At 56.8% G+C, this 26,741-nt stretch carries 24 protein-coding genes; 12 read left to right on the top strand and 12 right to left on the bottom strand.

The annotated features are described in order from the left end of the window. Positions 1-1,206, top strand: coding sequence for an amidohydrolase/deacetylase family metallohydrolase (locus ABUK73_RS13075; RefSeq protein WP_353577661.1), 1,206 nt, complete (start codon positions 1-3; stop codon positions 1,204-1,206). Positions 1,207-1,253: 47 nt separating this feature from the next. Further along, the gene (locus tag ABUK73_RS13070) at positions 1,254-1,751 is read left to right on the top strand and encodes a RidA family protein (RefSeq protein WP_353577660.1); all 498 of its coding nucleotides are present in this window, start codon (positions 1,254-1,256) and stop codon (positions 1,749-1,751) included. Between the two features lie 10 nt (positions 1,752-1,761). Here the strand turns inward: ABUK73_RS13070 and ABUK73_RS13065 are convergent, their stop codons facing one another. Next, a complete protein-coding gene (locus ABUK73_RS13065; protein WP_454892366.1) occupies positions 1,762-2,592 on the bottom strand; it encodes an IclR family transcriptional regulator in 831 nt (276 codons plus the stop codon). Positions 2,593-2,695: 103 nt separating this feature from the next. On the opposite strand from ABUK73_RS13065, the gene ABUK73_RS13060 reads away from it, so the two are divergent. The 3 genes from ABUK73_RS13060 to ABUK73_RS13050 all read left to right on the top strand — a co-directional run bounded on the left by ABUK73_RS13060 (position 2,696) and on the right by ABUK73_RS13050 (position 6,302). Next, a complete protein-coding gene (locus tag ABUK73_RS13060) occupies positions 2,696-3,892 on the top strand; it encodes an aminotransferase class V-fold PLP-dependent enzyme (protein ID WP_353577659.1) in 1,197 nt (398 codons plus the stop codon). 78 nt (positions 3,893-3,970) lie between these two features. Continuing rightward, positions 3,971-5,815 carry an ABC transporter ATP-binding protein gene (locus ABUK73_RS13055; protein ID WP_353577658.1) on the top strand — a complete coding sequence of 615 codons (1,845 nt, stop codon included), beginning with the start codon at positions 3,971-3,973 and terminating at the stop codon, positions 5,813-5,815. Between the two features lie 127 nt (positions 5,816-5,942). Then, positions 5,943-6,302, top strand: a complete 360-nt coding sequence (locus ABUK73_RS13050; protein ID WP_353577657.1) for a hypothetical protein — start codon at positions 5,943-5,945, stop codon at positions 6,300-6,302. 86 nt (positions 6,303-6,388) lie between these two features. Here ABUK73_RS13050 and ABUK73_RS13045 read toward each other — a convergent pair whose 3' ends face one another. Beyond that, positions 6,389-7,273, bottom strand: a complete 885-nt coding sequence (locus ABUK73_RS13045) for a LysR substrate-binding domain-containing protein (RefSeq protein ID WP_353577656.1) — start codon at positions 7,271-7,273, stop codon at positions 6,389-6,391. Positions 7,274-7,378: 105 nt separating this feature from the next. Here ABUK73_RS13045 and ABUK73_RS13040 point away from each other — a divergent pair, with 105 nt between their 5' ends. Beyond that, positions 7,379-8,395, top strand: coding sequence for a YeiH family protein (locus tag ABUK73_RS13040; RefSeq protein ID WP_353577655.1), 1,017 nt, complete (start codon positions 7,379-7,381; stop codon positions 8,393-8,395). Between the two features lie 12 nt (positions 8,396-8,407). Here the strand turns inward: ABUK73_RS13040 and ABUK73_RS13035 are convergent, their stop codons facing one another. Genes ABUK73_RS13035 through ABUK73_RS13025 form a run of 3 tightly spaced genes read right to left on the bottom strand, consistent with a single transcriptional unit; the run spans position 8,408 to position 10,982 of the window. Next, complete coding sequence (locus ABUK73_RS13035) at positions 8,408-8,935, bottom strand: flavin reductase family protein (protein ID WP_353577654.1); 528 nt, start codon at positions 8,933-8,935, stop codon at positions 8,408-8,410. Then, positions 8,935-9,825, bottom strand: coding sequence for an aldo/keto reductase (locus ABUK73_RS13030; RefSeq protein WP_353577653.1), 891 nt, complete (start codon positions 9,823-9,825; stop codon positions 8,935-8,937). Before ABUK73_RS13030 ends, ABUK73_RS13035 begins: the two co-directional genes overlap by 1 nt. Beyond that, positions 9,825-10,982, bottom strand: coding sequence for an LLM class flavin-dependent oxidoreductase (locus ABUK73_RS13025; RefSeq protein ID WP_353577652.1), 1,158 nt, complete (start codon positions 10,980-10,982; stop codon positions 9,825-9,827). The genes ABUK73_RS13030 and ABUK73_RS13025 overlap by 1 nt, the downstream gene beginning before the upstream one ends. A 101-nt stretch (positions 10,983-11,083) precedes the next feature. Between ABUK73_RS13025 and ABUK73_RS13020 the strand changes: the two genes are divergently transcribed. From ABUK73_RS13020 to ABUK73_RS12995, 6 genes are all read left to right on the top strand, one after another. After that, the gene (locus ABUK73_RS13020; protein ID WP_353577651.1) at positions 11,084-11,788 is read left to right on the top strand and encodes a GntR family transcriptional regulator; all 705 of its coding nucleotides are present in this window, start codon (positions 11,084-11,086) and stop codon (positions 11,786-11,788) included. Between the two features lie 210 nt (positions 11,789-11,998). Further along, positions 11,999-13,072 carry an ABC transporter ATP-binding protein gene (locus ABUK73_RS13015; protein ID WP_353577650.1) on the top strand — a complete coding sequence of 358 codons (1,074 nt, stop codon included), beginning with the start codon at positions 11,999-12,001 and terminating at the stop codon, positions 13,070-13,072. 64 nt (positions 13,073-13,136) lie between these two features. Further along, positions 13,137-14,372 carry an ABC transporter substrate-binding protein gene (locus tag ABUK73_RS13010; protein WP_353577649.1) on the top strand — a complete coding sequence of 412 codons (1,236 nt, stop codon included), beginning with the start codon at positions 13,137-13,139 and terminating at the stop codon, positions 14,370-14,372. 117 nt (positions 14,373-14,489) lie between these two features. Beyond that, on the top strand, positions 14,490-15,425 hold the full coding sequence (locus tag ABUK73_RS13005) for a carbohydrate ABC transporter permease (RefSeq protein ID WP_353577648.1): 936 nt from the start codon (positions 14,490-14,492) through the stop codon (positions 15,423-15,425). Between the two features lie 5 nt (positions 15,426-15,430). Continuing rightward, a complete protein-coding gene (locus ABUK73_RS13000) occupies positions 15,431-16,285 on the top strand; it encodes a carbohydrate ABC transporter permease (RefSeq protein WP_113085769.1) in 855 nt (284 codons plus the stop codon). Positions 16,286-16,337: 52 nt separating this feature from the next. Further along, the gene (locus ABUK73_RS12995) at positions 16,338-18,329 is read left to right on the top strand and encodes an alpha-glucosidase (RefSeq protein ID WP_353577647.1); all 1,992 of its coding nucleotides are present in this window, start codon (positions 16,338-16,340) and stop codon (positions 18,327-18,329) included. A gap of 71 nt (positions 18,330-18,400) precedes the next feature. Here the strand turns inward: ABUK73_RS12995 and ABUK73_RS12990 are convergent, their stop codons facing one another. The 7 genes from ABUK73_RS12990 to ABUK73_RS12960 all read right to left on the bottom strand — a co-directional run bounded on the left by ABUK73_RS12990 (position 18,401) and on the right by ABUK73_RS12960 (position 26,634). Continuing rightward, entirely contained in the window at positions 18,401-20,293 is a 1,893-nt protein-coding gene (locus ABUK73_RS12990; RefSeq protein ID WP_353577646.1) for a DNA/RNA non-specific endonuclease, read from the bottom strand. 163 nt (positions 20,294-20,456) lie between these two features. After that, the gene (locus ABUK73_RS12985; protein ID WP_353577645.1) at positions 20,457-21,527 is read right to left on the bottom strand and encodes an ABC transporter ATP-binding protein; all 1,071 of its coding nucleotides are present in this window, start codon (positions 21,525-21,527) and stop codon (positions 20,457-20,459) included. Continuing rightward, complete coding sequence (locus tag ABUK73_RS12980; protein ID WP_113085773.1) at positions 21,524-22,351, bottom strand: carbohydrate ABC transporter permease; 828 nt, start codon at positions 22,349-22,351, stop codon at positions 21,524-21,526. The genes ABUK73_RS12985 and ABUK73_RS12980 overlap by 4 nt, the downstream gene beginning before the upstream one ends. Beyond that, positions 22,348-23,250: a carbohydrate ABC transporter permease gene (locus tag ABUK73_RS12975; protein ID WP_353577644.1), complete on the bottom strand. Its 903-nt coding sequence runs from the start codon at positions 23,248-23,250 to the stop codon at positions 22,348-22,350. The genes ABUK73_RS12980 and ABUK73_RS12975 overlap by 4 nt, the downstream gene beginning before the upstream one ends. Positions 23,251-23,366: 116 nt before the next feature. Next, entirely contained in the window at positions 23,367-24,602 is a 1,236-nt protein-coding gene (locus ABUK73_RS12970; RefSeq protein WP_353577643.1) for an ABC transporter substrate-binding protein, read from the bottom strand. A gap of 80 nt (positions 24,603-24,682) precedes the next feature. After that, a complete protein-coding gene (locus ABUK73_RS12965; protein ID WP_454892370.1) occupies positions 24,683-25,549 on the bottom strand; it encodes a sugar phosphate isomerase/epimerase family protein in 867 nt (288 codons plus the stop codon). Positions 25,550-25,599: 50 nt separating this feature from the next. Beyond that, the gene (locus ABUK73_RS12960; protein WP_353577642.1) at positions 25,600-26,634 is read right to left on the bottom strand and encodes a Gfo/Idh/MocA family protein; all 1,035 of its coding nucleotides are present in this window, start codon (positions 26,632-26,634) and stop codon (positions 25,600-25,602) included. Positions 26,635-26,741: the final 107 nt, after the last annotated feature.

Genomic DNA, 26,741 nt, shown 5'->3' with positions numbered 1-26,741 from the left:
ATGACCGGGGAAAACGCGAAACCGCTCCTCCTCACCAACGTCAAGCCAATGGCTTTCGGCGAAACCGCACAGACTAGCACGACCGATATTCTGGTCGGCGGTGACGGCAAGATTGCCGCCATCGGTCAGTCCATCGCTGCTCCCGCAGATGCCACGCTTATCGACGGCAAGGGCGCATGGATTTCCCCCGGCTGGGTGGATTTGCACGTCCACATCTGGCACGGCGGTACAGATATTTCGATCCGCCCTTCGGAATGCGGCGCGGAACGTGGCGTCACCACATTGGTCGATGCCGGTTCTGCCGGTGAAGCCAACTTCCATGGCTTCCGCGAATATATCATCGAGCCATCCAAGGAACGCATCAAGGCTTTCCTCAATCTCGGTTCCATCGGCCTCGTTGCCTGTAATCGTGTTGCGGAACTGCGTGATATCAGAGACATCGACCTCGATCGCATTCTTGAATGTTATGCCGAAAACAGCGAACACATTGTAGGCCTGAAGGTCCGAGCCAGCCACGTCATCACTGGTTCATGGGGCGTGACCCCGGTCAAACTTGGCAAAAAGATCGCCAAAATCCTGAAAATACCGATGATGGTGCATGTGGGCGAACCGCCAGCACTATACGACGAAGTGCTGGAAATCCTCGGCCCTGGCGATGTCGTTACCCACTGCTTTAACGGCAAGGCAGGTTCGTCAATATTGGAAGACGAAGACCTGTTCAATCTGGCCGAACGCTGCGCATCGGAAGGCGTGCGGCTGGATATCGGCCACGGCGGAGCATCCTTCTCGTTCAAGGTTGCTGAAGCGGCGATTGCAAGGGGTCTGTTGCCACATTCAATTTCGACAGACCTTCACGGTCATTCGATGAACTTCCCGGTCTGGGATTTGGCGACGACGATGTCGAAGCTGATGTCTGTCGGCATGCCGTTCGACAAGGTCGTCAATGCTGTGACGCATGCGCCTGCCGAAGTTATCAAGCTCGACATGCAAAACCGCCTGTCAGTCGGTGCGCGAGCCGATTTCACGATTTTCGATGTCATCGACTCCGATCTCGAAGCGACCGATTCCAATGGTGACGTTTCGCAACTCAAACAACTGTTCGAGCCGCGTTACGCCGTCATTGGCGCGGAAGCCACTGTCGCCAGCCGGTACATTCCGCGTGCGCGCAAACTGGTTCGCCACAGCCACGGCTATTCCTATCGCTGAGGGCTGCCAGACATGAACAGAGAATTTCGCATGATACAGGAGTTTGCGTGACCCAGTCCCCGATCAAGTCAGAAGCAAAGGCGGAAACGCCCTATGACCGGCTTGCCGCGCTCGGCATCGAACTGCCGCCGCCAGCGCCGCCCATCGCCAACTTCGTGACACATGTCATCGAAGGCAACATGCTCTATCTTTCAGGCCAAGGCCCGCGCGAGGCCGATGGTTTCATGCACACCGGCAAGGTTGGAACAAATGTTTCGGCAGAGAAGGCCTATGCCGATGCACGACTGACAGGTGTCAACCTGCTGGCCGTCATGCACGACGCGCTGGGCGATTTGTCCCGCGTGCGTCGCGTCGTGAAACTGCTCGGCATGGTCAATGCCGCGCCTGATTTTCTGGAGCATCCGCAGGTCATCAACGGCTGCTCTGATCTTTTCAATGCCGTGTTTGGAGAGGCGGGGCAGCACGCCCGCTCCGCTGTCGGTTTCGGTTCACTTCCGGGAAACATCACGGTGGAGATTGAAGCCATCGTGGCATTACACGGCTAGGGGGAGACGGTCAGTGGTTGCGCCAGCCCATCAGCTTTTCGATCCGTGCTGCCGACGCCTTGACGCGGTCGGCATAACCGGACTTGTCGGCAAGCACTTTCTGCTCGGGAAGCACGATGGAAATCGTCGCCACGCAATCGCCCCTGTTATCGACAATGGGCGATGCAATGCAGGCCACGGAGTAATCGGACTCCCCGGCTTGAATGGACAGACGCTCTTCAAAAGCCTTGCGCGCTGCGTCCGACAGCGTGGTCGCATCGATGGTGGCGCGACCGGTGGGCGATATGCGCGCGCCGCGTTTGAACAGCTCGATACGCTCGTCTTCCGGCATATGGCCGACGAGAAGACGCCCGGACGCCGTCCAATTGAGGGGAACACGGGTGCCGACACGGGATGCCACCTGAAAATGGCTGGGGCCATCCGCCATGGCCAGCACCAGCATATGTTCGGCATCACGACCACAGACCTGAACGGTTTCGCCCGCCTCGCGGCAAAGATCGTGCATTTCGTGGGTGGCGACACTCATGAAGTCCAGCGAGCGAGCGTAGGCCAAGCCGTAATGATAAAGCCGCGCGCCAAGCCAGATCATGCCGTCGGCATTGCGAGCCAGCATGTTCTTTTCCACCAGATCATCGATGATCACGTAGACGGTGGAAAGCGGAGCCTTGACGGCCTTGGCAATGGCATAGGCACCGGCGGGCGCACCAGTTTCATAGAGATAATCGATGACCTGCAAGGCACGGTCGATGCCGCTGACACGCGAGCGACGCGCCTTGCCGTCACCGTCAACCGCCGATGTCACCTCGGAAAGGTCCGATGATGTCTTCAAATCCAAAACCAAGCTCCTGCACCTTAAAGAACATATTGCATTACTATGGCATAGGCGTGTGCGGGGCAACCGAAATTAGAGCCGGTATCGACGGCTCACAGACTGGAGAATGACAATGTCCGACGATATCCGCACGAAGCTCGGCCTGCGCCCTGTGATCAACGTATCCGGCACGATGACCAGCCTCGGGGCCTCCATCGTGGTGCCGGAAGCGGTTGCCGCCATGGCAGCTATCCTTCCGCAATTTGTTGAGATCAACGATCTTCAGCGCAAGGCAAGCACCATCATTGCGCGGCTGACCGGTGGTGAAGCCGGGTTCGTCACGGCGTCCTGCTCATCCGGCATCAGCCTGGCTGTTGCTGGAACGATTACCGGGCCAGACCTTCTGGCAATTGAGAGGCTACCGGAAACATCGACGCCCAAGAACGAGGTTCTTGTGCAAATGGGCCATGTGGTGAGCTACGGCGCACCGGTGGACCAATCCATCCGTCTGGCTGGCGGCAAGGTCGTGATGATCGGTCAGGCAACATCGACGCATCGCTACCACATGGAAAACGCCATTACCGATAAAACGGCAGCAGCGGTCTTTGTCGTGTCGCATCACGTTGTGGATTACGGCCTCCTTAATCTCAAAGAATTCGTGGAGATCGCGCATGCCAGGGGCGTGCCCGTGATTGTGGATGCGGCATCGGAATATGACCTGAAGCTGTTTCTCGAGCAAGGCGCTGATATCGCCCTCTATTCCGGCCACAAGTTTCTCGGTGGCCCGACATCGGGCATCGTCGCTGGCAAGAAAGAGCTCGTGCGCAACGCATTCCTTCAGAACATGGGCATTGGCCGTGGCATGAAGGTTGGCAAGGAAAGCATTTACGGCGTCATGGCGGCGCTGGAAGCCTGGGAAAAGCGTGACCATACCGGCATCCGCGAGCGTGAAACCAGCTATCTGAACCTGTGGAAGCAGACGCTTGCCAACCGCCCGGGTGTCACCGCGCTCATCGAACCCGACCCGACCAACAATCCGCTGGACCGCATGCGGGTCATCATCTCGACGGAGGAAGCCCACATCACCGCCTGGGATTTGGCCGCCGCCCTGCGCCAAGGCCCGCAGCCGATCATCGTGCGGGATCATGAAGTGGAGCATCACTACTTCTATCTCGACCCCTGCAATCTGCATCCGGGCCAGGAAACCGTGGTGGCGGCAAGGCTTGCAGAGGAACTGGACAAGGCCCGCGCCTCCAACGAGATCATCGCGACACCTTTCGAGGATTTGAGCAGGCATCGTTTCGATGGCGCTTTGAAATGGCCTGACTGACCTATTGCATCCCACTGATCCATCCATCGGGCGGATCAGTGGGATTGGTTCAGGCAGAAAGAACATAAGGGAACGATCATGACCAACCTCGCAAAGACCATGCCCATTGCGCCACAAGCCACCGACCCGGTTCTGTCGGTCGAAAAGCTGCGCACGTCCTTCATGGTCGATGGTGTTTGGAAGCCGGTCGTTCGTGATATTTCCTTCACGGTCGCGCCGGGTGAGACAGTCGCGATTGTAGGAGAAAGCGGTTCGGGTAAATCGGTCACATCACTGTCGATCATGCGTCTGTTGCAGCCCGATACCAGCCGCATCGAGGGTAAGGTCATGCTCGGCGGTCGCGATCTGCTGGCGCTGCCGGAGCATGAGATGCGCAAGGTGCGCGGCAACGATGTGGCGATGATTTTTCAGGAGCCGATGACGAGCCTCAACCCGCTCTTCACTATTGGCGACCAGATTTCCGAGGCGCTGCTGTGTCATGCGCCGATGAGCAAACATGAGGCGAGAGCGGAAACGATCCGCATTCTTGAAAAGGTTCGTATTCCCGCCGCGGCATCCCGTTTCGATGAATATCCGCACCGTTTTTCCGGCGGCATGCGCCAGCGCGTGATGATTGCCATGGCGCTTGCCACCAAACCGAAGCTGCTGATTGCCGATGAGCCAACAACCGCGCTCGACGTCACCATCCAGGGCCAGATACTCGATCTCATCAAGACATTGCAGGAAGAAGAGGGGACGTCGGTTCTCTTCATCACTCACGACATGGGCGTTGTAGCAGAGATCGCGGACCGGACCGTCGTGATGTATCAGGGCGAGCAGGTGGAAACGGGCGCGACCGCCGACATCTTTCATCGTGGCCAGCACCCGTATACACGCGCGCTGCTATCAGCAGTGCCGGTGCTTGGCTCGATGCAGGACTACCAGAGACCGCGTCGTTTTCCTGTCGTCAATGTCGCCACCGGCGAGTCCGATGTGCCGGTCGAGGTTAGCGATACCGTGGCGAAGGGCCAGTCGGTGTTGCAGGTCAAAAACCTCACCAAACACTTCGACATTCATTCCGGCCTGTTCGGCAAACTCACGGGCCGTGTGCATGCGGTGGAGAACGTATCCTTCGATCTCCATGCTGGGGAAACACTTTCGCTGGTTGGTGAATCCGGCTGCGGCAAGTCCACCACGGGCCGCGCGATCATGCGGCTGATAGAGCCGGGAAGCGGCTCCGTTCTGGTCGATGGGCGTGAGGTGCTGACGCTGGACAAGCAGGAAATGCGCGAGATGCGCAAGACGGTCCAGATGATCTTTCAGGACCCCTTCGCCTCGCTCAATCCGCGCATGACGGTTGGCGCCGCCATCGCCGAACCCTTTCTTGAACACAAGATGGGCGACAAAAAACAGGCGAAGGACGTGGTTGCCGATATGCTGGTGAAAGTCGGGCTGACACCTGACATGGCCAAGCGATACCCACATGAATTCTCCGGTGGCCAGCGCCAGCGTGTCTGCATTGCCCGCGCGCTGGCACTTCAGCCGAAAGTCATCGTGGCAGACGAAAGCGTTTCGGCGCTCGATGTCTCGATCAAGGCGCAGGTCATCAATCTCATGCTGGATCTGCAGCAGAGCCTCGATCTCGCCTTCCTCTTCATTTCCCACGATATGGCCGTTGTGGAACGCGTCAGCCACCGGGTGGCGGTCATGTATCTGGGCGAGATCGTTGAGATTGGGCCGCGCGCGGCAGTGTTTGGCAATCCGCAGCATGCCTATACGAAACGCCTGATGTCGGCGGTGCCCGTACCTGATCCGGATCGTCGCCGCATCAAGAGCGGATCAGTCGCGGAGGAACTGAAAAGCCCGATACGACCAGTCGATTACCAGGCTGTTCCACCGAAATTTCGCGAGGTCTCACCGGGCCATCTGGTGACAGAGGTTTGATTTCTTGGTTGGGTTTCGCACGCCGTACCCGTTTCTGAAATTCAAACAGAGAATTTAGGTTGACTTGCGCCGTGTGACAGCGAAACTACATCCTGTTGATGGAAACCAGCTTTGGGAGGAGCGTTTCATGAAACGGAACTGGCCTGATGAGTTCGGCTCATTGTTAGACGGCGCGGAAGAAGTCACTCTCACACTATCCAGTCCAGACAGTGATCATCCCAAGGTGACGCGTAAGGCACTGAAGGTTCGGCTTTCCCAGCAGGACTACGAAAAAATCTGGCCGCTCGCTGAAATGCGTTTTCGCTTGCAGGGTGAACGCGCGGGCTCGGCAATCACCTTGATTACCAGTAATCCTCATTACCAGCATTGGCACCCCGCCGATGGTGGGAGTGAGCAGAGGAACCTGCCAAGCGGCATGGTTCACGAAACGAAATATGTGATCGTTCACTTCCTACTGGATGAAGTACGGGAACCGGTGGAAGCGTAGAATAAACATTGTCGCGGCGAGGCATCGTTAGTTTGGCGTGCCTCGCTCCTTTGTGCGGGGTTCTCACCACCGCTTAAGGCCCGTCATCATCCCGTTTGATGACAGATGTCGAGCAACGTCAGCGCTGCCTTGCTCGCATGCCGCTCCTTATGTCTCAGCAGGCGAAACTCACGCGCAGATGCGGGGAAATCGACTTCGCACAGTCTGCCGCTTTCGATATATTGCTGAGCGGCAAGTCGCGATACGGCTGCGGCACTGCCGCCAGCCAGCAGGGCAGATAAGATCGATTCATTGGATGGCAAAACGAGTATCGTATTGAGCGTGCCTGCTTTGATGCCCATCTCTGTCAGGCTTTCTTCAAAGGCAGACCGAGTACCGGACCCGACTTCGCGCATCACCCACTGGCCATCTCTTATGTCATCGATGCCCAAGGTCTTCTTGCCCGCCCAAGGGTGAGAAGGGCCGACGACAACGACCAGTTCATCGTGTGCGACGATTGAAGCGGCAAATGCCGGCTCATCAAGTTCGCCTTCGACAAAGCCAATATCGGCTTCACCGCTGATGACCGCATCCGCGACGGTGCGTGTGTTGCCAATCGTCAAGCTTAGCTCGATGCCGGGGAACCTGTTGTGAAACTCCATCAGGCGTGGCGGCAACCAGTAGCTGGCAATTGTCTGGCTGGCAAAAACACTGAGCGAACCACGCTGCATGCCGCCGAGCTCGCTGAGAATAAGTTCGACCGAGCGAGACCGTGCGAGAAGCTTTCGCGCCTCATCCAGGAAGATGCGTCCCGTGGCGGTGAGTTCAATGCGCCTGCCGATCCGGTGAAAAAGCTCGACACCGTAATGCTGCTCGAGATTGCGTATCGATGCGCTGACTGCCGATGGCGTCAAATGGATTGCGGCGGCAGCCTTTGTCAGGTGCTCACGCTCTGCGACGGCGACGAAAATTGAGAGTTGTTCGAAAGTCATAGGAAATCGTTCTGTTTTTCCGAATGAAACGTAGAATTATATTCGATGGAAGTAAATTAAATTAGGTGAAAAAACTGTTACAAAGCATCACAGAGACATTCCATCATGAATTCCCCCCGCGCGTTCCAAATCATTCCCGGCCTTGCCCTTTGTGTCACGGTCGCCGGTGCAGCCTATCTTGTGGCTCATTTCGAGCATGCTCTGTTCGGCGCAGGATTACTGGAGCCGTTGGTCTTTGCGATCATCATCGGCATCGTCATCCGCACCATGTTTTCTGACAGACAGTCCTGGCGGCCCGGCATCAGTTTCAGTTCCAAAACCTTGCTTGAAATTGCCATCGTCCTTCTCGGTGCTTCGATTAGCTTCGCGACGATCAGAAGCGCTGGTTTGACGTTGATCATCTCGGTCGCGGCTATCGTCAGCATGTCGATCTATGTGAGTTTTGCCGTCGCTCGCTTGCTGCGGCTGTCGCCGCGGCTGGCCATGCTGATTGCCTGTGGAAATTCCATCTGCGGAAACTCGGCCATCGTCGCGGTTGCGCCTGTCATTGAGGCCAATTCCGATGAAGTCGCTTCGGCGCTTGCCTTCACAGCCGTCCTCGGCGTCGCCTCCGTCCTTCTTCTGCCGCTTCTTTACACTTATGGGGGCCTTGGTGCCGCGCAGTATGGCGCCCTGACCGGTCTTACAGTCTACGCCGTTCCGCAGGTTCTGGCTGCCGCAACCCCGGCTGGTCTGGTTGCGGTCCAGACAGGAACGGTCATCAAACTTCTGCGCGTTCTCATGCTCGGACCGGTGATTTTTACGCTGGGTATTCTTCAAGGCAAGGCAGCCCGCCGCGCTGGCCGTCCTACGTCCTACCGAAACCTCGTCCCATGGTTCATCATCGGCTTCATGCTTGTGGTTGTCGCGCGGTCTCTGGGGGTTATCCCGCTCAACATCGTGAATATATTGCTGACCGTCTCGGGTGGTTTGACCGTCGTCGCGATGGCTGGATTGGGGCTGTCGGTCGATATCCGCACGGTGGCAAGTGCGGGTGGACGTGTCATCCTTGCATCGTCCATCTCGCTGCTTCTGCTCGTGGTCGTCAGCTATTTCGTCGTGATTTCCGCTCTCCACGCATAGTCGCTGGAGAGATCAGGATACAGCGGCGAACCGACCCAGCGCACCGCGCGCGAAGCACAATGGCTCTCCATCACGGTGGGCCGCGCGCAACACGCGGCCGAGCAGGATAGAATGATCACCACCATCATAGATCGATGCGCGTTCGCATTCGAAACGGCTGAGTGTCCCTGGAATAACGGGAACACCTTCGGGGTTCGCGTCCCATTCAAACTCTTCGAAACCAAGTCCACCACGGGTAAAGCGACTGCTGAGATCGCCTTGATCTGCGGCAAGAACGTGGATTGCGAAATGTGTGGCGCCGGCGAAGAGGTCATGCCGGGATGAAGTCTTCGCCGGAGACCACAGGATCAACGGCGGATCCAGCGACACCGAAGAAAAGCTGTTGACCGTCATGCCGATTGGCCCGACTGCAGTCTGGGCCGTTACGACTGTGATGCCTGTCGGGAAATTTCCAAGCGCAGTGCGAAAGCTGCGTGTGTTTTCAGCATTCGGAACGAACCTGTGTTCATTGTGATTGTGCATGCTGGCAAGGGACGTCATCAGGGCACCTCGTGACCTTTTGCAAGCGTGTAGAGTTCAAACCATGTCTGTCGATCCATGACGACTTTGCTGGCCTGTGAAATCGTGGCGATGCGCTGGAGATTGTTAGTCCCAAGCACGGGCAAAATCTTTGCCGGATGCCGCAGCAGCCAGGCAACGGCAACCGCAGCGCTATCGACACCCTGATCCTGAGCGATTTTGCCCATGGCATCGGCCAAAGCGCCGCCTGCGGTCATCAGCGCGCCGCCACCGAGTGGGGACCAAGCCATAACGGCTAGGTTTCGCTCTTGGAGATAGGCAAGATCACCATTGGTGAAAGGTGACGTTTCAGCCAGGCTGAGTTCGACCTGGTTCGTCACCAGTTCGTTTTCCATGTGCGTCTGCAGCAAGGAAAAATCCCACGGGCGGAAGTTCGACACGCCAACGCTTCGAACTTTACCGGAGGCGACCAGTTCATCGAGAGCCGCGCCGGTTTCATCCGGGTCCATCATCGGGTCCGGGCGATGGATCAAAAGCAGGTCGATATGATCGGTCGCCATGTCCCGCAGGGATGCATCGACGGAAGCGTTAATGTGGTCTACTGTCGTGTCGTAATGCTTAACGCGGGCGGCTGAATGGCGGCCTGCCGGTGCGACGATGCCGCATTTCGTTACGATTTCGACCTTGTCACGCAGCGACGGGGACGCCTTGAAGGCCTCGCCCAGGATCGCCTCGGCGGTGTAGCCGCCATAGATATCGGCCTGATCGAGGGTCGTGATGCCCTGCGCAAGGCACGCTTCGATCTTGGCCTGGACATGCTTCGCCGACGTGTCCGTGTCGTCGCCAATGCGCCACATACCGTAGACGATGCGGCTGACAGACAGGTTGGAGGTAAGTTCGATGCGGTCCATTAGTGGCGTTCTCCAATTCCAAGGGGTGTTGCTGGTGTTGTTGCCGGCACGCGCCCGTGAATATGGGGCAGGGAACAGGTTTTCAACAGCGGCAAGACTTTGCGACCAAAATGTTCAGCCTCGTCCAGATGCGGGTAGCCCGAGAAGATGAAGGCGCGAATGCCCATCTTCTGGTAGTCTTCAATGGCGCTCATGACCTGATCGGTAGACCCGACCAAGGCAGCTCCGCAGCCTGAGCGGGCCCGTCCAATCCCGGTCCACAGGTTTGGCTCGATATAACCGAACCTGTCTGCCAGTTCGCGTGCTTTTGCCTGATGCGCAACGCCAAGCGAGATGCTGTCATGGGCACGGTTGCGTATAAGCTGGCCATATTCATCGTCGAGCTTGGAAACGAGATGCTCGGCATATTCCTTGGCTTCCTGTTCCGTGTCGCGGACGATCATGTGAACACGAAGGCCGTAATCCAGCGTTCTGCCGTGGGCTTCGGCGCGGGCGTGAACGGCACGCATGCGCTCGGCGAGTTGATCCTTCGTTTCCGGCCACATGAGGTAAACATCACATTGCGCGCCGCAAAGTTCCAGAGCATCGGGCGAATAACCGCCGAAATAGAGCAGAGGACCGCCATTTTGCTGATAGGGGCGTGCGGGTTCGGTGGAAACGCCCTTGAACTGATAGATTTCCCCATCATGGTCGATCGTATCGCGGGTCCACGCCTGACGCAGGATTTCCACGACTTCGTGACTGCGGCGGTAACGGAAAGCGCTGTCGGCGACTTCACCAGGAAAATCGGAGCTGATGACATTCAGCGTCAGGCGACCCTTGAGCATGTGGTCGAGCGTGGCCACGGTGCGTGCCAGCATGATTGGCTGCATCTCACCACAGCGAATCGCAGCCAGCATGTTGATCTTGTCGGTAATCGGCGCGCAACCGGCGACGAAGCTCATTGTATCCTGTCCGACCTGATAGGAGGACGGACACAGGATATTGCGAAATCCAAGCTCTTCGGCTTTCTTGACGATGGCGGAGCAGTGATCCCAGCTTGAGCGTAAGGACCCGTCGGGGACGCCGAGATAGGCGTAGTCATCGGAGCAGAGTGCTGAAAACCAGGACACTTCCGCAGCATCGAGATCAGCAGACGTTACAGGCACAATCGTCATGAAATCCTCCTCACAGGACGTTGCCCAATTAACTAACATCAGGTATTTAGTAAATCAATAATGTATCAATTATTTCTCCCGCGCACCGGAAGGCATTGAAAATGCGGAGTTCCAAAGGAAGTTTGCCAGTGTATCTCCAGATCGCCGAGACGCTGGTGCGGGATATAACGGCTGGCCGCCTGATCGATGGGGAGAAGCTTCCACCGGAGCGCGAGATGGCGACGACACTGGGGATTGCGGTTGGAACGTTGCGAAAGACGCTGGCCGAACTCCATAGTCGCGGATTGCTGGAGCGCATTCAGGGCTCCGGCAATTACATCCGCGCCGTTACCGACCCAAAAAGCGTCTATGCCATGTTCCGCCTAGAATTGGTGGCGGGTGGCGGCTTTCCAACTGCGGAAATTCTGAGCGTCAGCCGAGAGGTCAAGCCTGCGGAACTACCTGCCTTCGGTGCCTCTAAAGAAGGGCACCGAATTCGTCGGATCAGACGTATTGCGGGGCAGGCTGCCGCGATCGAAGAAATTTGGCTGGACGGATCCTACATAGAAAAGGTCGCCGCCGAAGATTTGTCAGAATCGCTCTATCTCTACTACCGTACGCGGCTGGGGCTATGGATCGCCAAAGCGGAAGACCACATCGGCCTCGGTCATGTGCCGGAGTGGGCGCCGGAGGCATTCGGTCCGAAAATCGGGGAGCCACTTCCCCATATATTGCGCGTTAGCCACTCCCATGAAGGTGCCATGGCCGAGGTTTCGCACACATGGTACGACCCTGATATCGCCCGTTACGTCAATAGACTGAGGTAGGGGTTTGCGCGAATCTTCGACCTGAGCGGCATGAATTTGCCTCATCTCGCGTTTTAAACCAAATCAAAATTCTCCTGTGAAATCAAAATGTAGATTTCAATTTTAAACAGAATAAATTAAATTGATACACCATTGATTTCCTTAAATCCTTGCGTATGCTCAATTTTAGAGGAGCCCGAAGCAACATCGCCGAGGGTTGGGTGATTGAGAATGGCATCAGTTAAGCTTACCAAGCTCGAAAAGAGTTATGGCGCTCTGCGCATCGTCAAAGGTATCGATCTGGAGATCAACGACGGGGAGTTCGTTGTTTTCGTGGGTCCTTCCGGCTGTGGCAAATCCACGACCCTGCGCATGGTCGCAGGTCTGGAAACAATCACGGGTGGTGAGGTGAAAATTGGCGACCGCGTCGTCAATCGTCTGGCCCCGCGTGAACGTGATATCGCCATGGTCTTTCAGGACTACGCGCTTTATCCGCACAAGACCGTGCGTGAAAATATGGGTTTCAGCCTGAAAGTGCGAGGTATCGCCGCTGGCGAAGCCGCTACCCGCGTCGATGAAGCAGCCAACATGCTTGGCATCTCCCATTTGCTGGATCGGCGGCCAGGACAGTTGTCCGGTGGCCAGCGCCAGCGCGTGGCCATGGGTCGCGCCATCGTGCGTCGCCCGCAGGTCTTTCTGTTCGACGAGCCCCTGTCCAACCTCGATGCCAAACTGCGCGGGCAGGTCCGCACTGAGATCAAAAAGCTGCATCAGACCATTGGGACAACGATCATCTACGTCACGCACGATCAGGTCGAGGCCATGACGCTTGCTGACCGTATCGTCATTCTGCGCGGTGGTGAGATCGAACAGGTCGGAACGCCGGATGAGGTTTATAATCACCCAGCCAGCGTTTTTGTCGGCGGCTTCGTCGGTTCACCTGCGATGAATTTCGCAAGAGCGCGCGTCGATGGTCGCAATCTGGTGTTTTCAAACGGCGATAGCCTGCCGATTTCGATGCTGCGCGCAGCCAGCCATGCAGGCTCTGTCGATGGTCGTGAATTTATCGTCGGCATTCGCCCGGAACATTTCAGCGCGAGTGCCTCTGAGGTTTCGTTGACCTGTCAGGTGCAGGTTGTCGAACCCCTTGGATCCGATACGTTGGTTCATTTCGCCATTGGTGACGAAACCTTGACGGCGCGTATGCCCCCGGAAACGCAAATCAAAGCTGGTGAAACATTGAAAATTGGTGTGGATCCCGCAAAAATCCACCTCTTCGATGCAGAGACAGAACGCGCAGTTTAAACGAAAATTCCGCGCGGGGAGGATAGCGCCGCGTGAAACAGACCAAACGGGAGGAAATGACATAATGACTTTGACAAAATTAACCGGCGCCCTGTTCTGCGGCACGATGCTGGCTTTCGCGATGCCGGCAGCAGCCGAGACGACACTGAGCGTTTATATTTCCAGCCAGCATCAACCGCAGGTCTGGCGTCAGGCTCTCGATAAATATGAGGCTGCCAATCCTGACGTGAAGGTCAAGATCGAAACCGGTGGCAACACATCTGAAGCGCAGGCGCAGTACCTCAATACAGTCATGTCGGCAAAGGACACATCGCTCGACGTGCTGATCCTCGATGTCATCCGCCCGGCGCAGTTTGCAGCCGCTGGCTGGACGAGCGATTTCGCCAATAAGGATATGTCGGTGTATCTGCCTGCCTATGCAGGTGCCAATACCGTCGATGGAAACGTCATCGCGCTTCCGGCTTTCGCGGACTCGCAGTTCCTTTATTACCGAAAAGACCTTCTGGAAAAATACGGCATCCAGCCGCCCAAGACGTGGGACGAGCTGAAGGCCGCAGCCAAGAAGATTTCTGAAGGTGAGGGCAATGCCAATCTTCAGGGGCTGTCTTTCCAGGGCAAAGCCATCGAAGGTGCGGTCTGCACATTCCTGCTGCCTTATTGGAGCCAGGGCAAAAATCTGACCGAAAACGGTAAGCTGACCTTCGACCGCGATGCTGCGATCAAGTCGCTTAGCCTGTGGAAGAGCTTTGTTGATGACGGCGTGGCCAAGAAGAACATTGCCGAAGTCGGTACGGACGATACCCGCAAGGAATTCCAGGCCGGTAACGCCATCTTCGCTGTCAATTGGTCTTATGCCTGGGCGCAGGCGCAGGGCAAAGAATCCGCCGTTGCCGACAAGGTCGGTGTTGCGCGTCTTCCTGCGGTAACCGGTGGAGAGCAGGCGACGTGCCTTGGTGGCTGGGAATGGGGCGTTTCGGCCTATTCCAAGCATCAGGATGAAGCCAAGAAACTAGTAGAATACCTGTCCTCACAGGACGTGTCCAAGTTCATGGCCATCAACGGCTCTCTGCTTCCAACCTATGCCGGTCTCTACAAGGATGCGGATGTCCTCAAGAGCGCGCCATGGTTTGCAGATGCTCTTCAGGTCGTCGAAACTGCAAAGCCTCGTCCGGTGACGCCGCGCTACAACGAGGTCAGCGAAGTCATCCGCACCACCGTCAATTCGGTTCTCGCGGGTGTTTCCACGCCAGAGCAGGGTGCTGATCAGATCGAAGCCCGCTTGAAGCGCATCTTGCGATAAAACGGCTGGATCGCCTTCTTCCTGATTTAGGGGAAGGGCCTGCCCTCCAACTGCTCCGATCGCTGGAGGCGACGCATTGCATCGCCTCCAGCCCTTACAATGTCTCGGAACGAAACCATGGCAATGACAACCCCATTCAAAGCGGACGACAAACAGTCGGCACCCTCGCCAAGCTGGACGCGGTGGCTCGACCTGAGCGACCGTTCGCTGGCGGTCCTGCTTCTGGCACCTGCGGCACTGCTTCTGGCGTTGATCATCGTCTATCCGGTATGCCGACTGATCTATACGAGCTTTTTCAGCCTTTCCCTGACGTCTGGGCTACCAGCGGCATTTGTGGGGTTTGAAAACTACCAGCTGATGATCGAAGATCCTGTGTTTTGGGAAACGACCTGGAACACCGTGCTGATCACCCTCATCACTGTGCCGGGCGCGTTGCTGGTCGGCCTAGGTCTGGCGCTGATGGCAAATCTTCCATTCGGCATGCAGTGGCCAGTTCGCCTGTCGCTGCTCATTCCGTGGGCGCTGCCGCTATCCTTTGCCGGACTGATCTTCGCGTGGTTCTTCCATTCCGAATATGGCGTCGTCAACGATGTTCTCAACCGGCTCGGCTTTGAAGGGATTATCTGGTTCAATTCGCCAAACTGGGCCTTTGCGGCCATCTGCCTGACAATCATCTGGAAGACATCATCCTTCATGGCGCTGATCATTCTGGCAGGCCTGCAGACCATTCCGCGCTCGCTTTACGAAGCTGCCGATGTTGATGGTGCAGGCAGACTGCGGCAGTTCTTCGAGATCACCCTGCCGCTGCTCAAGCCCTCCATCGTCGTGGCCCTGATTTTCCGTACCATCACGGCGCTTCAGACATTCGACATTCCCTACATGATGACGGGCGGCGGGCCGGGTACGTCTACTGCAACGCTTGCCATGTATATCCACCAGAACACCGTCTCGTTTCTCGATCTCGGCTACGGCTCCGCGCTTGCCGTCGTCATGTTCATACTGTCGATGTGTGTGACCGCCGTGTATCTGCGCATGATACGGACGAAGGAGTAGCAGCCATGAGCACGACGACAGCCTCCGGTTCGATGTCCTTCCTGTCCGGCAAACCGCTGCGTTTTATCGCCGCTGGCATTCTGCTCATCAACGGCATGTTTCCGGCCTTGTGGATTCTCTTCACCTCGCTGAAATCAGAAGCGGAGCTCACGGCAAAGCCGATTACGTGGATACCGCACGCGCCGACGCTGCAGAACTATATGCAGGCCTTTTCCGACCAGCCTTTGCATATCTTTCTGTTCAACAGCTTCATGGTCGCGCTGCTATCGACAGCGTTGACCTTGCTTGTCTCAGTTCTCGCGGCCTATGCGCTGGCGCGGCTCAACCTCGCCTATCGCGGTTTGATCCTGTCGCTCATCATTGCGGTTTCCACTTTTCCGCTGGTCACGCTGCTCGTGCCACTGTTTGAAATCATGCGGGCGCTCAATCTTCTCAACAGCTGGACCGCGCTGGTCTTGCCCTACACGGTGCTGAGCCTCCCGGTCTGCACGCTGATGCTCGTCTCGTTTTTCGAGGGCATTCCGCGCGATCTGGAAAACGCTGCCATGATCGATGGCTGCACGCGGCTGGGGGCTTTGTTCAAAGTGGTGGTGCCCCTGTGCGCCCCCGGTGTGTTCACCGCTGGTATTCTCGCCTTCGTCAATGCATGGGATGAATTCCTGCTGGCTCTGTCCTTCAACTCCAATCCCAGCTTGCGCACTCTGCCCGTTGGCATTCAGCTGTATCAGGGCGAGTTCGCATTCCCCTGGCCGGTCATTTCCGCCGCCCTCGTCGTCGGCATCGTGCCGGTCGCCATTCTCATCGTTATCTTCCAAGAACGTGTTGTCTCCGGCCTGACGGCGGGCGGCATCAAGGGATAAGTGCGTTTGCGCTGAGAACCAACTGATATCAAAGACCTTGAAAGACTGTGGAATGAAACTCGAGCAGACACCGACCGGCTTTACGCTGTCCCTGAATGGCCGGACGATCCTTGATCACAGTGGTACATCACCTGCAATCTTTGTCGGTTACGGTGAAGAGCGCATGGACATGTATCGCGGTAATTTCGACATCGAAGATTATGTCATCGAGCGCCGTGGTCTCGCCCATGCCCAGATCGAAGGCAATCGCGTCTTGCTCTCCGACGCCGCAGGACTTCCCGCTCGTCTCATCCTCAAAGTCGTTGAAAACGCCATCGAGTTTGAAGCAAATGATCCAAAACTCAACCGCCTCTGGATTCGTATCAAGGCCGATGAAGACGAACATGTCTGGGGTGGTGGCGAGCAGATGTCCTATTTCGACATGCGCGGACGCCGTTTCCCGCTCTGGACATCCGAGCCCGGTGTCGGTCGCGACCCGGCAAGCGAGATTACCTTCAAGGCCAACGTCAAGGACAAAGCCGGGGGCGATTATTTCAACACCAACTATCCGCAACCGACTTATGTATCATCGGCGCTCTATGCCCTGCATGTGGACACAGCTGCCTATTCGGTCTTTGACTTCCGGCAGAAAGCTTTTCATGAGATCGAGATATGGGCAATTCCTGACCGCCTCGAGTTGTTTGCTGCTACAACATTCGTGGAACTGGTAGAGGCGCTTTCCCTGCGCTTCGGGCGACAGCCGCCGCTGCCAGATTGGGTTTACAATGGCGCGATCATCGGCCTGAAGGATGGTGAAAATTCCTTTGCTCGTCTCGACGTGATCCGTAATGCCGGGGTGCAAGTCTCCGCCCTTTGGTGCGAGGACTGGGTCGGTCTGAGACAGACATCGTTTGGCTCACGGTTGTTCTGGGACTGGCAAGCCAACGAGACACGCTATCCGGGTCTTCGTCAGAAGATCGGTGAGTTACACGAGAGCGGCATCCACTTTATGGGCTATGTGAACCCCTATCTCTGCGTTGATGGGCCGCTGTTCCAAGTTGCGGAAAAGGCAGGCTATTTCGCAACGGATGGAGCCGGCAAAACCGCCCTCGTGGATTTCGGCGAATTTGATTGTGGCGTGGTCGATTTCACCAATGAAGCGGCGGCGGACTGGTTCGCAGAAGAGATCATCGGCAAGAATATGCTGGACTTCGGTCTATCCGGCTGGATGGCGGATTTCGGCGAATATCTGCCGATCGATGTGCATCTGTCGAATGGGATCGATGCCAAGCTGATGCACAATGCCTGGCCGACATTATGGGCCGAGGTCAACGCCAAGGCCGTTGCGTCACGCGATAAAACCAGCGCCGCCCTGTTCTTCATGCGCGCAGGCTTTACGGGCGTGCAAAAACATTGCCCGCTTCTGTGGGGTGGCGACCAGTCGGTTGATTTCTCGCGGCATGATGGTCTCGTCACCGTCATCTGCGGCGCGCTGTCTTCCGGCCTGCTGGGCAACGCCTATCACCACTCCGATATTGGCGGTTATACCAGCCTGTTCGGCAATGTCCGCACGCCGGAGCTTTTGATGCGCTGGGCCGAAATGGCGGCGTTCACGCCCGTCATGCGCACCCATGAAGGAAACCGTCCGCGCGAAAATGTTCAGATCGACCAAGACCCGGATGTCCTGTCGCATTTTGCCCGGATGACGCGGATTTATCGACATCTCGCGCCCTATCTCAAGTCTTTATCGGTAGAGGCGGTGGAGCGGGGTCTACCCGTGCAACGCCCGCTTTTCCTGCATCACCAGCAGGACCGGCAAACCTACACCATTCAAGACAGTTACCTGTACGGTGCCGACATGCTTGTAGCGCCGGTGTGGCAAGCTGCCAAAGAAGAGCGCGCCGTCTATCTTCCTCAGGGTGAGCGCTGGGTACATGTCTGGACGGGCGAAGAATTCAAGGGCGGCGCAGAAATCCAGATCGCGGCACCACTCGGCCAACCGCCTGTTTTCTACAGAGCCGGTTGCGCACAAGAGGCTCTGTTCGCAGGTCTGCGGGATATCTGAGGGCACGCGCACTGGGCGACGCTGCTACAGCTGCATCGCCCAGATCATACCAATAACGTCAGCTTCAAGCCTTAAATCACCACGTCGCTGAAGGCGCGAATTTCGACGACGGCGCTGCCTGAACGCTCCAGCGTCTCGCGCATGTTGACCCTGGATACCAGTTCAGGATGCCGGACAAGATCGCTTTGCTCGATGGCACTGAAATCAAGGCTTGTCCTTACCGCGAGGTCTTCAAGTGAAACCTGATAGAGCCGGAACGGGTCGAGATCGAGCGTTTCGAGATCGTTGAGAAGGTTTTCCTGCGAGAGAATGAAGCTCGCGCAGCGCAGTTTTCCATCTGTGCCGACATAACCAATGGCCTTCCAGAAGGCGCGCGGAATCTGCGCGCCGCGGTAAGGAATGTCATCATCGCCAAAAATCGGCCCGCCCTGGACCGAAAGTCGGATTTCCTGAAGTTCAGCCTGCTCAAAGATGAGGTTTTCGAGCTCGCCCCAAAGGCCGTTGCGGGAGGACTGATTGTAACGCTCGTGCTGAGGCGCAATGTTCGTGAAGTAAAAGGAGTCGCTGTTTGCCTGTCTGGCCTCGGCAACAGAGCCCCAGCATAAATCTGCACGCCGGGCGATGTGGCCGCGGTCTATACGATTGTCTACGTAGAATTCATCGCCAAGCTGGTACTTTGCATCGATGCGAGGATCCAGCGAAAAGCCTTTTCTCGGCAACTTCACCATTTTGGCGCCATCGATGTTCCAGGCGACATAGCGTGCAATGCGGCGCTTGGAACTGAGGCACACAGAGAAATGCGTATAGGGTATGCTCTGACCACGACCGAAATTGACGGCATCGCGTTTTAGCGAAGTGGACAATCCCGGTTCCGGGAAGGCGAGGCCAAGAAACTCCGGATCATAGCCAGACCGCGGCACAGCCGTTTCCATGCCTTCGCTGGTTTCGGCGCCGTCGGTTTCCGGCTCCAGAATGAAGTCCAGTTTCTTCTGGACCGATGCGGGATAGCATGCCAGCGCATGTTCATCCGCAACGCCATCACTTTCGCCAGCGAAATGAAGTCCAGCGAAGATATCCGTTGCTTTGCCCTTATCGAAAATGAGCCATGCGGAACCTGAATCTCCACCCTTGCTGATCTCGCCATCATCGGGCAAAGCATCCGGGTCGGGGCCGATCTCGAAGCAGCCGATGGCCTGTTCTCCCGCTGGCGAGCCATAATTGATTTTGGCCATGACATCGACGCGGCGAACAATCCCTTGGGTGTCTGCCGTGGTGCGTCCGGATTTGATGACCTTGTCACCCAACGAAACCCGCGCCATGCGCGTCGGCACCACGTCCAGTGCGTAGACGGATCGATCATAGTCTCGAAGGCGGATGCGAGCGAGGGCGCAATCCCCGGCGGCACCCAGATGGCTGCGTAGTAGCTGTCCTACACCGTTTTGCGATGTGTTGTTGTCGTCATAGGAGCCGGGTTGGACAATCGTGTCACCGATGCGACCCATGTTGCCGTGAAGCACATGCCAGTTCGAGAGAATGCAAGGCGCGCCAGTAGACCGGTCAAAAACGATAAGACCAATCGTGCCAGCCGTTTCCGCGATGTGAGAAACACTGACGCCCGGCCTTATCGGGTCGATGCGCTGTTTGCGCAGATCAATCTGCTCCGGTTCGACGAGCTTGTAAGACGGAGTGTATGATCGCTCGATAACATCCGTCGGTACAGCTGTGCCATCGACATCGATTGTTTCAGGCACGCGGGTCGTTGACAGGGACTCGAGCGCCGACTCCCCTTTTTGTCTGACGGTAAATTGCAGGCAGACTGGCCCGTTGCCGTTTTTCAGACCAATGCCGACTGAGGTTATGTTTGGATCGTTGAGATAATCAGCACCCTTTGCCCGAATAAATCGGCGCAAATCGTCTTCGCTGACATTGGCAGATTTGGCACGGCCGGTTGTCTTTCGAACCATGTCATCCCTCCAAACAAAGCCGAATTCTGGCTTCGAGACCGATCCTGAGATCTATACTGATGATTGAAGTTAGAGGTCGTTTATGACCATCTAATGACGTAAATCACCAGCAATGATTGTGGTATGCTCAGTTTTGCCGGAGGGCATCAGCATCCCGTATCTCTTACTCGATCCGCATGCCGGTATCCGCATCGAACAAATGGATATGTTCCTGCGCGAAATCCAGACCGATCGTCTGACCACCGCTTATCGGAACGCGCCCGTTGACCACCACGATGCATTCGGGCGTCGTTGCTGTGGTGACGTAGGTCGTTGAACCAGTGGATTCCACCATGGCGACGGGCACGTTTAACGCCCCCGCCATGTTGTCAGAGATCGTCAGATGTTCGGGTCTCAAGCCCACCACAAGTTTGCGATTGGCAGGAATGCTGCGATCCAGACTGATCGTCTGTGGCTCTCCAAGCTCCAGAACGAGGGTTTTACCATCTGCGCCCGCCGTTGCCGGAATGAAGTTCATGGCAGGCGAACCGATAAAACCCGCAACGAAGCGGTTCACGGGTCGGTCGTAGAGCTCGAGCGGCTGTCCCTGCTGTTCGATCACGCCTTGGCGCATCACGACCACATGGTCGGCCATCGTCATCGCTTCGATCTGGTCATGTGTGACGTAAACCGATGTCGCACCCAGCCGGTCATGCAGCGCCCGGATTTCCTTGCGCATATGGACGCGCAGAGCGGCATCGAGATTGGAGAGGGGCTCATCGAACAGGAAGGCCTTTGGGTTGCGGATAATGGCGCGGCTCATAGCGACGCGCTGACGTTGCCCGCCGGAGAGTTCGCGCGGATAACGATGCAGCAGGTCCGACAGGCCGGTAATGGCCGCCACATCCTCTGCCGCTTTTCTGGCCTCTACCTTTTTGGTCCCGCGAATGCGCAGGCTATAGGTCAGGTTTTCCTCGACCGTCATGTGCGGATAAAGCGCATATGACTGGAAGACCATGGCCAAATCCCTCTTGCGCGGCGGAATGTTGTTCATGCGCTCGCCAGCAATGACGAGATCACCCGCCGAGATCGATTCCAGCCCTGCAAGCGAGCGCAAAAGCGTAGACTTGCCGCAACCGGATGGCCCCACCAGCGCCACGAATGCACCCTTGCGGATGGTGAGATCGATGTCCTTGAGCGCGTGGTAGGCGCCGTAATATTTGTTGACGCCTGACAATTCGATTTGATTGGTCATTTGAGAGCTCCCGATGTGAGGCCGGAAACGATGCGGCGCTGCAAGAGGACAAAGATGGCAAGGATCGGGGTCACATACATGGTGGCATAGGCCATGATGTTGTTCCATTCGCTGGTGTTTGGACCCATGAAGGAGTTGAGACCGACGCTTGCGGGCTGCAACTCGACATTCTGGATCATCGACTTGGAATAGACGAACTCTCCGAAGGCCTGCATGAAGATGAGAATGGCACTGACGAGGATGCCGTTGCGTGCCAGTGGCAGCACGATGTTGAAGAAAGCGCCGATGCGGGAATTGCCATCCACGAGCGCCGCCTCCTCAAGCTCCATCGGTACGGCCATGAAGGTGGCTCGAACCAGCACGACGAAGAAGGGCATGCTCTTTGCCGCAATGGCCAGAATGACGGCAAAGCGGGGATAGTCCAGCAAACCAACCTGCGAGAAGCCAACGAAGATCGGTGTGATCATCAAGGATGCCGGAAGAACCTGCAGCATCAGGATGAGGAACAGCCCGATATCCACCCAGCCATTGCGATACCGCGCCAGAACATAGGCGCAGCCGGTGCCGAGAACAGCGATTAGCGCCACCGAGCCAAAGGCGATGAGCGTGGAATTCCAGAGATAACGCCCCATGTTCCGGCTTTCCCAGACATAGACGAAGGTGTTCCATTGTGCTGTCGATGGCCAGAAGCTGGGCGGGCTGGCAAACATCTCGGAGCCGGTTTTGAGCGCCGTGATATACATCCAGTAAAGCGGAAAGAGATAGATCGCTGCCATGATGATGGCGATAGCAAGCATCATTCGATTTCTGCTGGTATCACTCATCCGCGCACCTCATGACGTGTCGAGCGCACATAGACGATGGCCGCGAACATCACGAAGACGGTCATGATGACGGAGATCGTCGCGCCCTTGCCAAAGTCATATTGCCGGAAGGAGAGGTCCCATGCCCAATATTGGGCAACATTGGAGGAGTTGTTCGGTCCGCCATCCGTGATGGCGGCGAAGAGATCGAACTGTTGCAGAGTGAAGATCAGCCCGAGCGAAATGATGGCACCGATGGTGGAGCGCATCATCGGCAGCGTGATCGTCCAGAAGCGCTGCCATGCGTTGGCACCATCGAGTTCCGCGGCCTCGTAGAGATCATCGGGAATGGACGACAGGCCAACGGATAGCAGGATCATGTTGAATGAGGTGCCGAGCCAGATATTGGCGAGGATGACGGCCCATAGGGAGAAATGCGGATCGGAGCGCCAAAAGATATTGCTGTCGATCAGGCCGCTTTCGCGCAGGAAGAAATTCAGCACACCGAAATCACCCGACAATATCCAGTTCCAGATCGCGCCAACCACCAGACCGGGCATGACCCAGGACACCAGAAACAGTCCGCGCAGCCATGATGAGCCGGGAAAGTTTATCCAGAAAAACAGTGCAAGGCCGAACCCGACGAGAAACTGCCCGGCGATGGAGCCGACAACGAAAATGACGGTGTTGTAGAGAATGGGTAGGGTTTCAGGCTGCTTGAACAGATCGATGTAGTTCTTGAAGCCTACGAAGGGGCGGATGATGCTTCCCAGGCTGAACATGTCCACTTCCTGAAAGCTCATCAGAATATTGTAGAGCAGTGGCAGGCCCGCGAGAATGAAGAGGAAGACGAAGGGAACGCCGACCAGACCGATGTCGAAGCCGCGCCCATCCGTGATGCTGGAAAGTATCCTTTTCATGGAAACCTCATGAGAGCCTGCTTTGAGCTGCCCAATGCCGAAGCATCAGACAGCTCGCCGCGGGAGGAAAAGCTGGATGGCACGCATGCCATCGGTTTTCGAGAAAGGCGTCAGCCTCAACCTTCGATGAGCTTGATCTTCTCTGCAGCCTGATCGAGTGCTGCCTTTGGCTCCATCTGGCCGGTTAATGCCGCCTGTATGGCGTCCTGAATTGCCTTGGAAATCTTCGGCCATTCCGGCGAAGGGCCGCGTGGCTTGGCATATTTCAGCTGCTCTACGAAGGTCTTTAGAGCCGCATCTTTCAGCGTATTGCCCGTTGGCGGGATCGGCACGTCAGAGCGAGCGGGGATCTGGCCGAAATCCTTATACATCGTCACATCCTTGGAGGCGAAGAACTCAAGCGCCTTGAAGGCCTCTTCAGGATGTTTGGTATTGGAGAAAATCGCCCAGTTGTAATCGCCCATGGCGGAAGAGCGCTCGGCTCCCTGCTGTGGCACCGGCAACAAGGCCGTTCCCCAGTCGAATTTGGCATCCGTCAGCATGCGGTCGATTTCCCACGGGCCGGAAATGGCCATGGCGGCATTGCCCGCATTGAAGGTTGCCGTGGAATCCCACTGGCTGCGCGTCAGCGTATCGGGAGACGTCATCTTACCGTCCAGCAATTGCTTCCAGATTGTCAGTGCGCGGACCGCCCCTTCGCTGTTGATGGACTTGTAGGTCGCACCACCCATCTGTGCCCAAGGCAGGAACTGGAAGGTACCTTCCTCGTTGGCCTTGGCCGAGAAGGTAATGCCGTAGACATTCTTGGACGGATCAGTCAGCTTCTTGGCTGTTTCCAGCAGCTCATCCCAAGTCTGCGGCGGCTTTTCCGGGTCAAGCCCAGCGGCCTTGAACAAATCCTTGTTGTAATAAAGCGCTATCGTATTCGTGGCTTTCGGCACACCGTAATATTTTCCGTCCCATGTGGCGGAGGCGAGGGGGCCGGGGAAATAATTCTCGGGCTTGATAACCGTCGATTTGGCAATCATGTCGGTCAGATCGACAAAGGCTTTTCGCGATGCGAACATGGCATGGTTTGGGTTGTCGATAGTGATGATATCAGGCGCGTTGCCGGTCGAGTAGGCGCGCATCGCTTCGCTCACCACATCATCGAACTGTATCTGGCGATACTCGATCTGGATGCCGTTCTTTTGCGCGTTGAATTCCTTGATGAGGTTCGGCGCTGGCTGAATGTCGCGGTCGAGCGACCACAGCGTCAACTTTACGTCCTCTGCTTGCGCGCTTATGCCGAAGAGTGAAACGCTCGTTGCAAGCGCTGTTGCTATGGCAATCGTGTAATTGCGGATACCCATGTTCTCCTCCTTGTGGTTATCCATGTTTCATCGACCGGGATGCGCACTCCTCCGCGCGGCATCCCTTTGCATTGCATGCGTTAGACCGGATCGACGACGAAGCTGCCGCCGCGCGCTTGCTTGAGGTGGTTGAGCCCGTGAACCTGCCCGGTCATTTCCAGCGCGTCGCGGTAGACCGGATCGTGCCAACCTTCGATATCGATGGAGCCGGACCAGCCAGCCAGCCGCAGCTCGGAAATGATGTCCGTCCAGTTGCTGTCACCAAAGCCGGGCGTGCGCATGAACACGAACGGATGCTTGCCGAAAATGCCGTGTTCACGAATGACGTCCCAGCGAATGGTCGCATCCTTGCCGTGAACGTGGAAGATTTTCGAAGCCCATTTGCGGATTTGCGGAAGCGGGTCGATCAGATAGACCATCTGATGGCAGGGCTCCCACTCGAGACCGATGTTGTCGTCCGGCGTCTCGTTGAAGATGAGTTCCCAGGCATCGGGATTGTGCGCAATGTTCCAGTCACCGGTCGCCCAGTTGCCATCCATTGCGCAGTTCTCAAAGGCGATCTTCACGCCCTTGTCGGCTGCACGTTTGGCAAGCTCGCTCCATACCTGCTTATAGCGTGGTAGGCTGTCGGTCAGCGGTTTGTTGCGGATTCGACCGGTAAAGCCGGCGACGCAGGTAGCACCGAAGTGGTGGGCATTATCGATGCAATCCTTCCAGCCCTGCAAGGTCTGAAGGTCCATATCGGTTTCCTCCAGCGGATTGCCGAACATGCCGATAGTCGAGATCGTGATGTCGCGGTCTCCAATGGCTTCACGGCATCGTTTGCCGAGTTCGGCGATATCCTGCCCGTTGGTCGTCTGCCAGAAAAACGGCTCGAAGCTCTCAAACCCCATGTCGGCGATCTGCGCGATACGCTCAGCGGCCTGCCCCTTTGTGGCGCTGACCATGGTGCCTATGCGAATGGATTGTCCCTGTAGATTGCTCACTATTCCGGTCCTTATGCTGCAATGTCAACGGGCTGGCCTGACTTGGCGCTTTCAATCGCGCCAAGCACCATGGCCAGGCTTTTGATGTTGTCGTGACTGACTGTCTCAGGCTCGCGTCCGGTGTGGATGGCATCAAGGAAATCGGAAATCACGCTGGCGTGGCCGTGGGTTTCATCTTCGCTATCAGGAAGCGGGACATCGACCGGGGTGAAGCCATGCAGCAGCCCAGACTCTGTCCCGGCGACGGCGGCCTTGAAGGTCTCCTCGCCATCCCAGGTCAGCATGCCCTTAGAGCCAACGATGCGCCACGCGCTTTCCCAACTGGTCCGTTCACCTTCGGCGCACCAGGAGCCGCGATAGGTGAAGACAACATCATCCGCAAAACGGAAGATAGCATTGGCCGCAGCACCGTGCGCATACCAGGAGCCGACGGGGTTGGTTTCGACGCAATAGACCGAGAGCGGTGATTTGCCTGAAACGAAGCGCGCGGCATCGAAAGTGTGAATGGCCATATCGAGAAGCAGCACATTGTCCATTTGCTCACGGAAGCCGCCGAAATGCGGGCCCAAAAAGAAATCGCAATGAATGCCCGTCACCTGACCGATAATGCCGCTCTCGACCAGACGGCGCATGCGGCGCACGCCGGGAATAAAGCGCCGGTTTTGAACGACCGCGTGGACGCGGCCCGCATCTTTGGCGGCGCGACGCAAATCCTTGGCTTCCTTCATGGATGTCGCCATCGGCTTTTCGCTCAACACATGGCAGCCATGGGCGAGGCCGATTTTGACCACGGAATGGCGGGCTATAGGGATGACCACGTCAAAGAGAATATCCGGCCTGGTTTCCGTGAGCACGGTTTCCAGATCGGTGCCGATCACGGCGTTCTGAATATCGAACTCGGCAGCAAGCGCCTCGGCTGTCGCCCGGTTCAGGTCGACCAGACCAACGATCCTGACAGCCTCTTTCATTTGCGGTGTGGCCTGCAACGCGCGGAGCCAGCCTTTAGCCATAGCTCCGCATCCACACAAAACGGCATTGTATGTCACTGAAATCCTCCTCCTACGGCAACCGAAACTTCTCTTCCGGTTCTCCGTAAACGTTTACGATACTATGGACAGGAGGCTATTTTTGTCAATACTGTTTGGGAAATCGC

The organism is Agrobacterium vacciniicorymbosi, assembly GCF_040427045.1.
Lineage (GTDB): Bacteria > Pseudomonadota > Alphaproteobacteria > Rhizobiales > Rhizobiaceae > Agrobacterium.
This window is presented reverse-complemented; position numbering and strand designations above follow the sequence as displayed.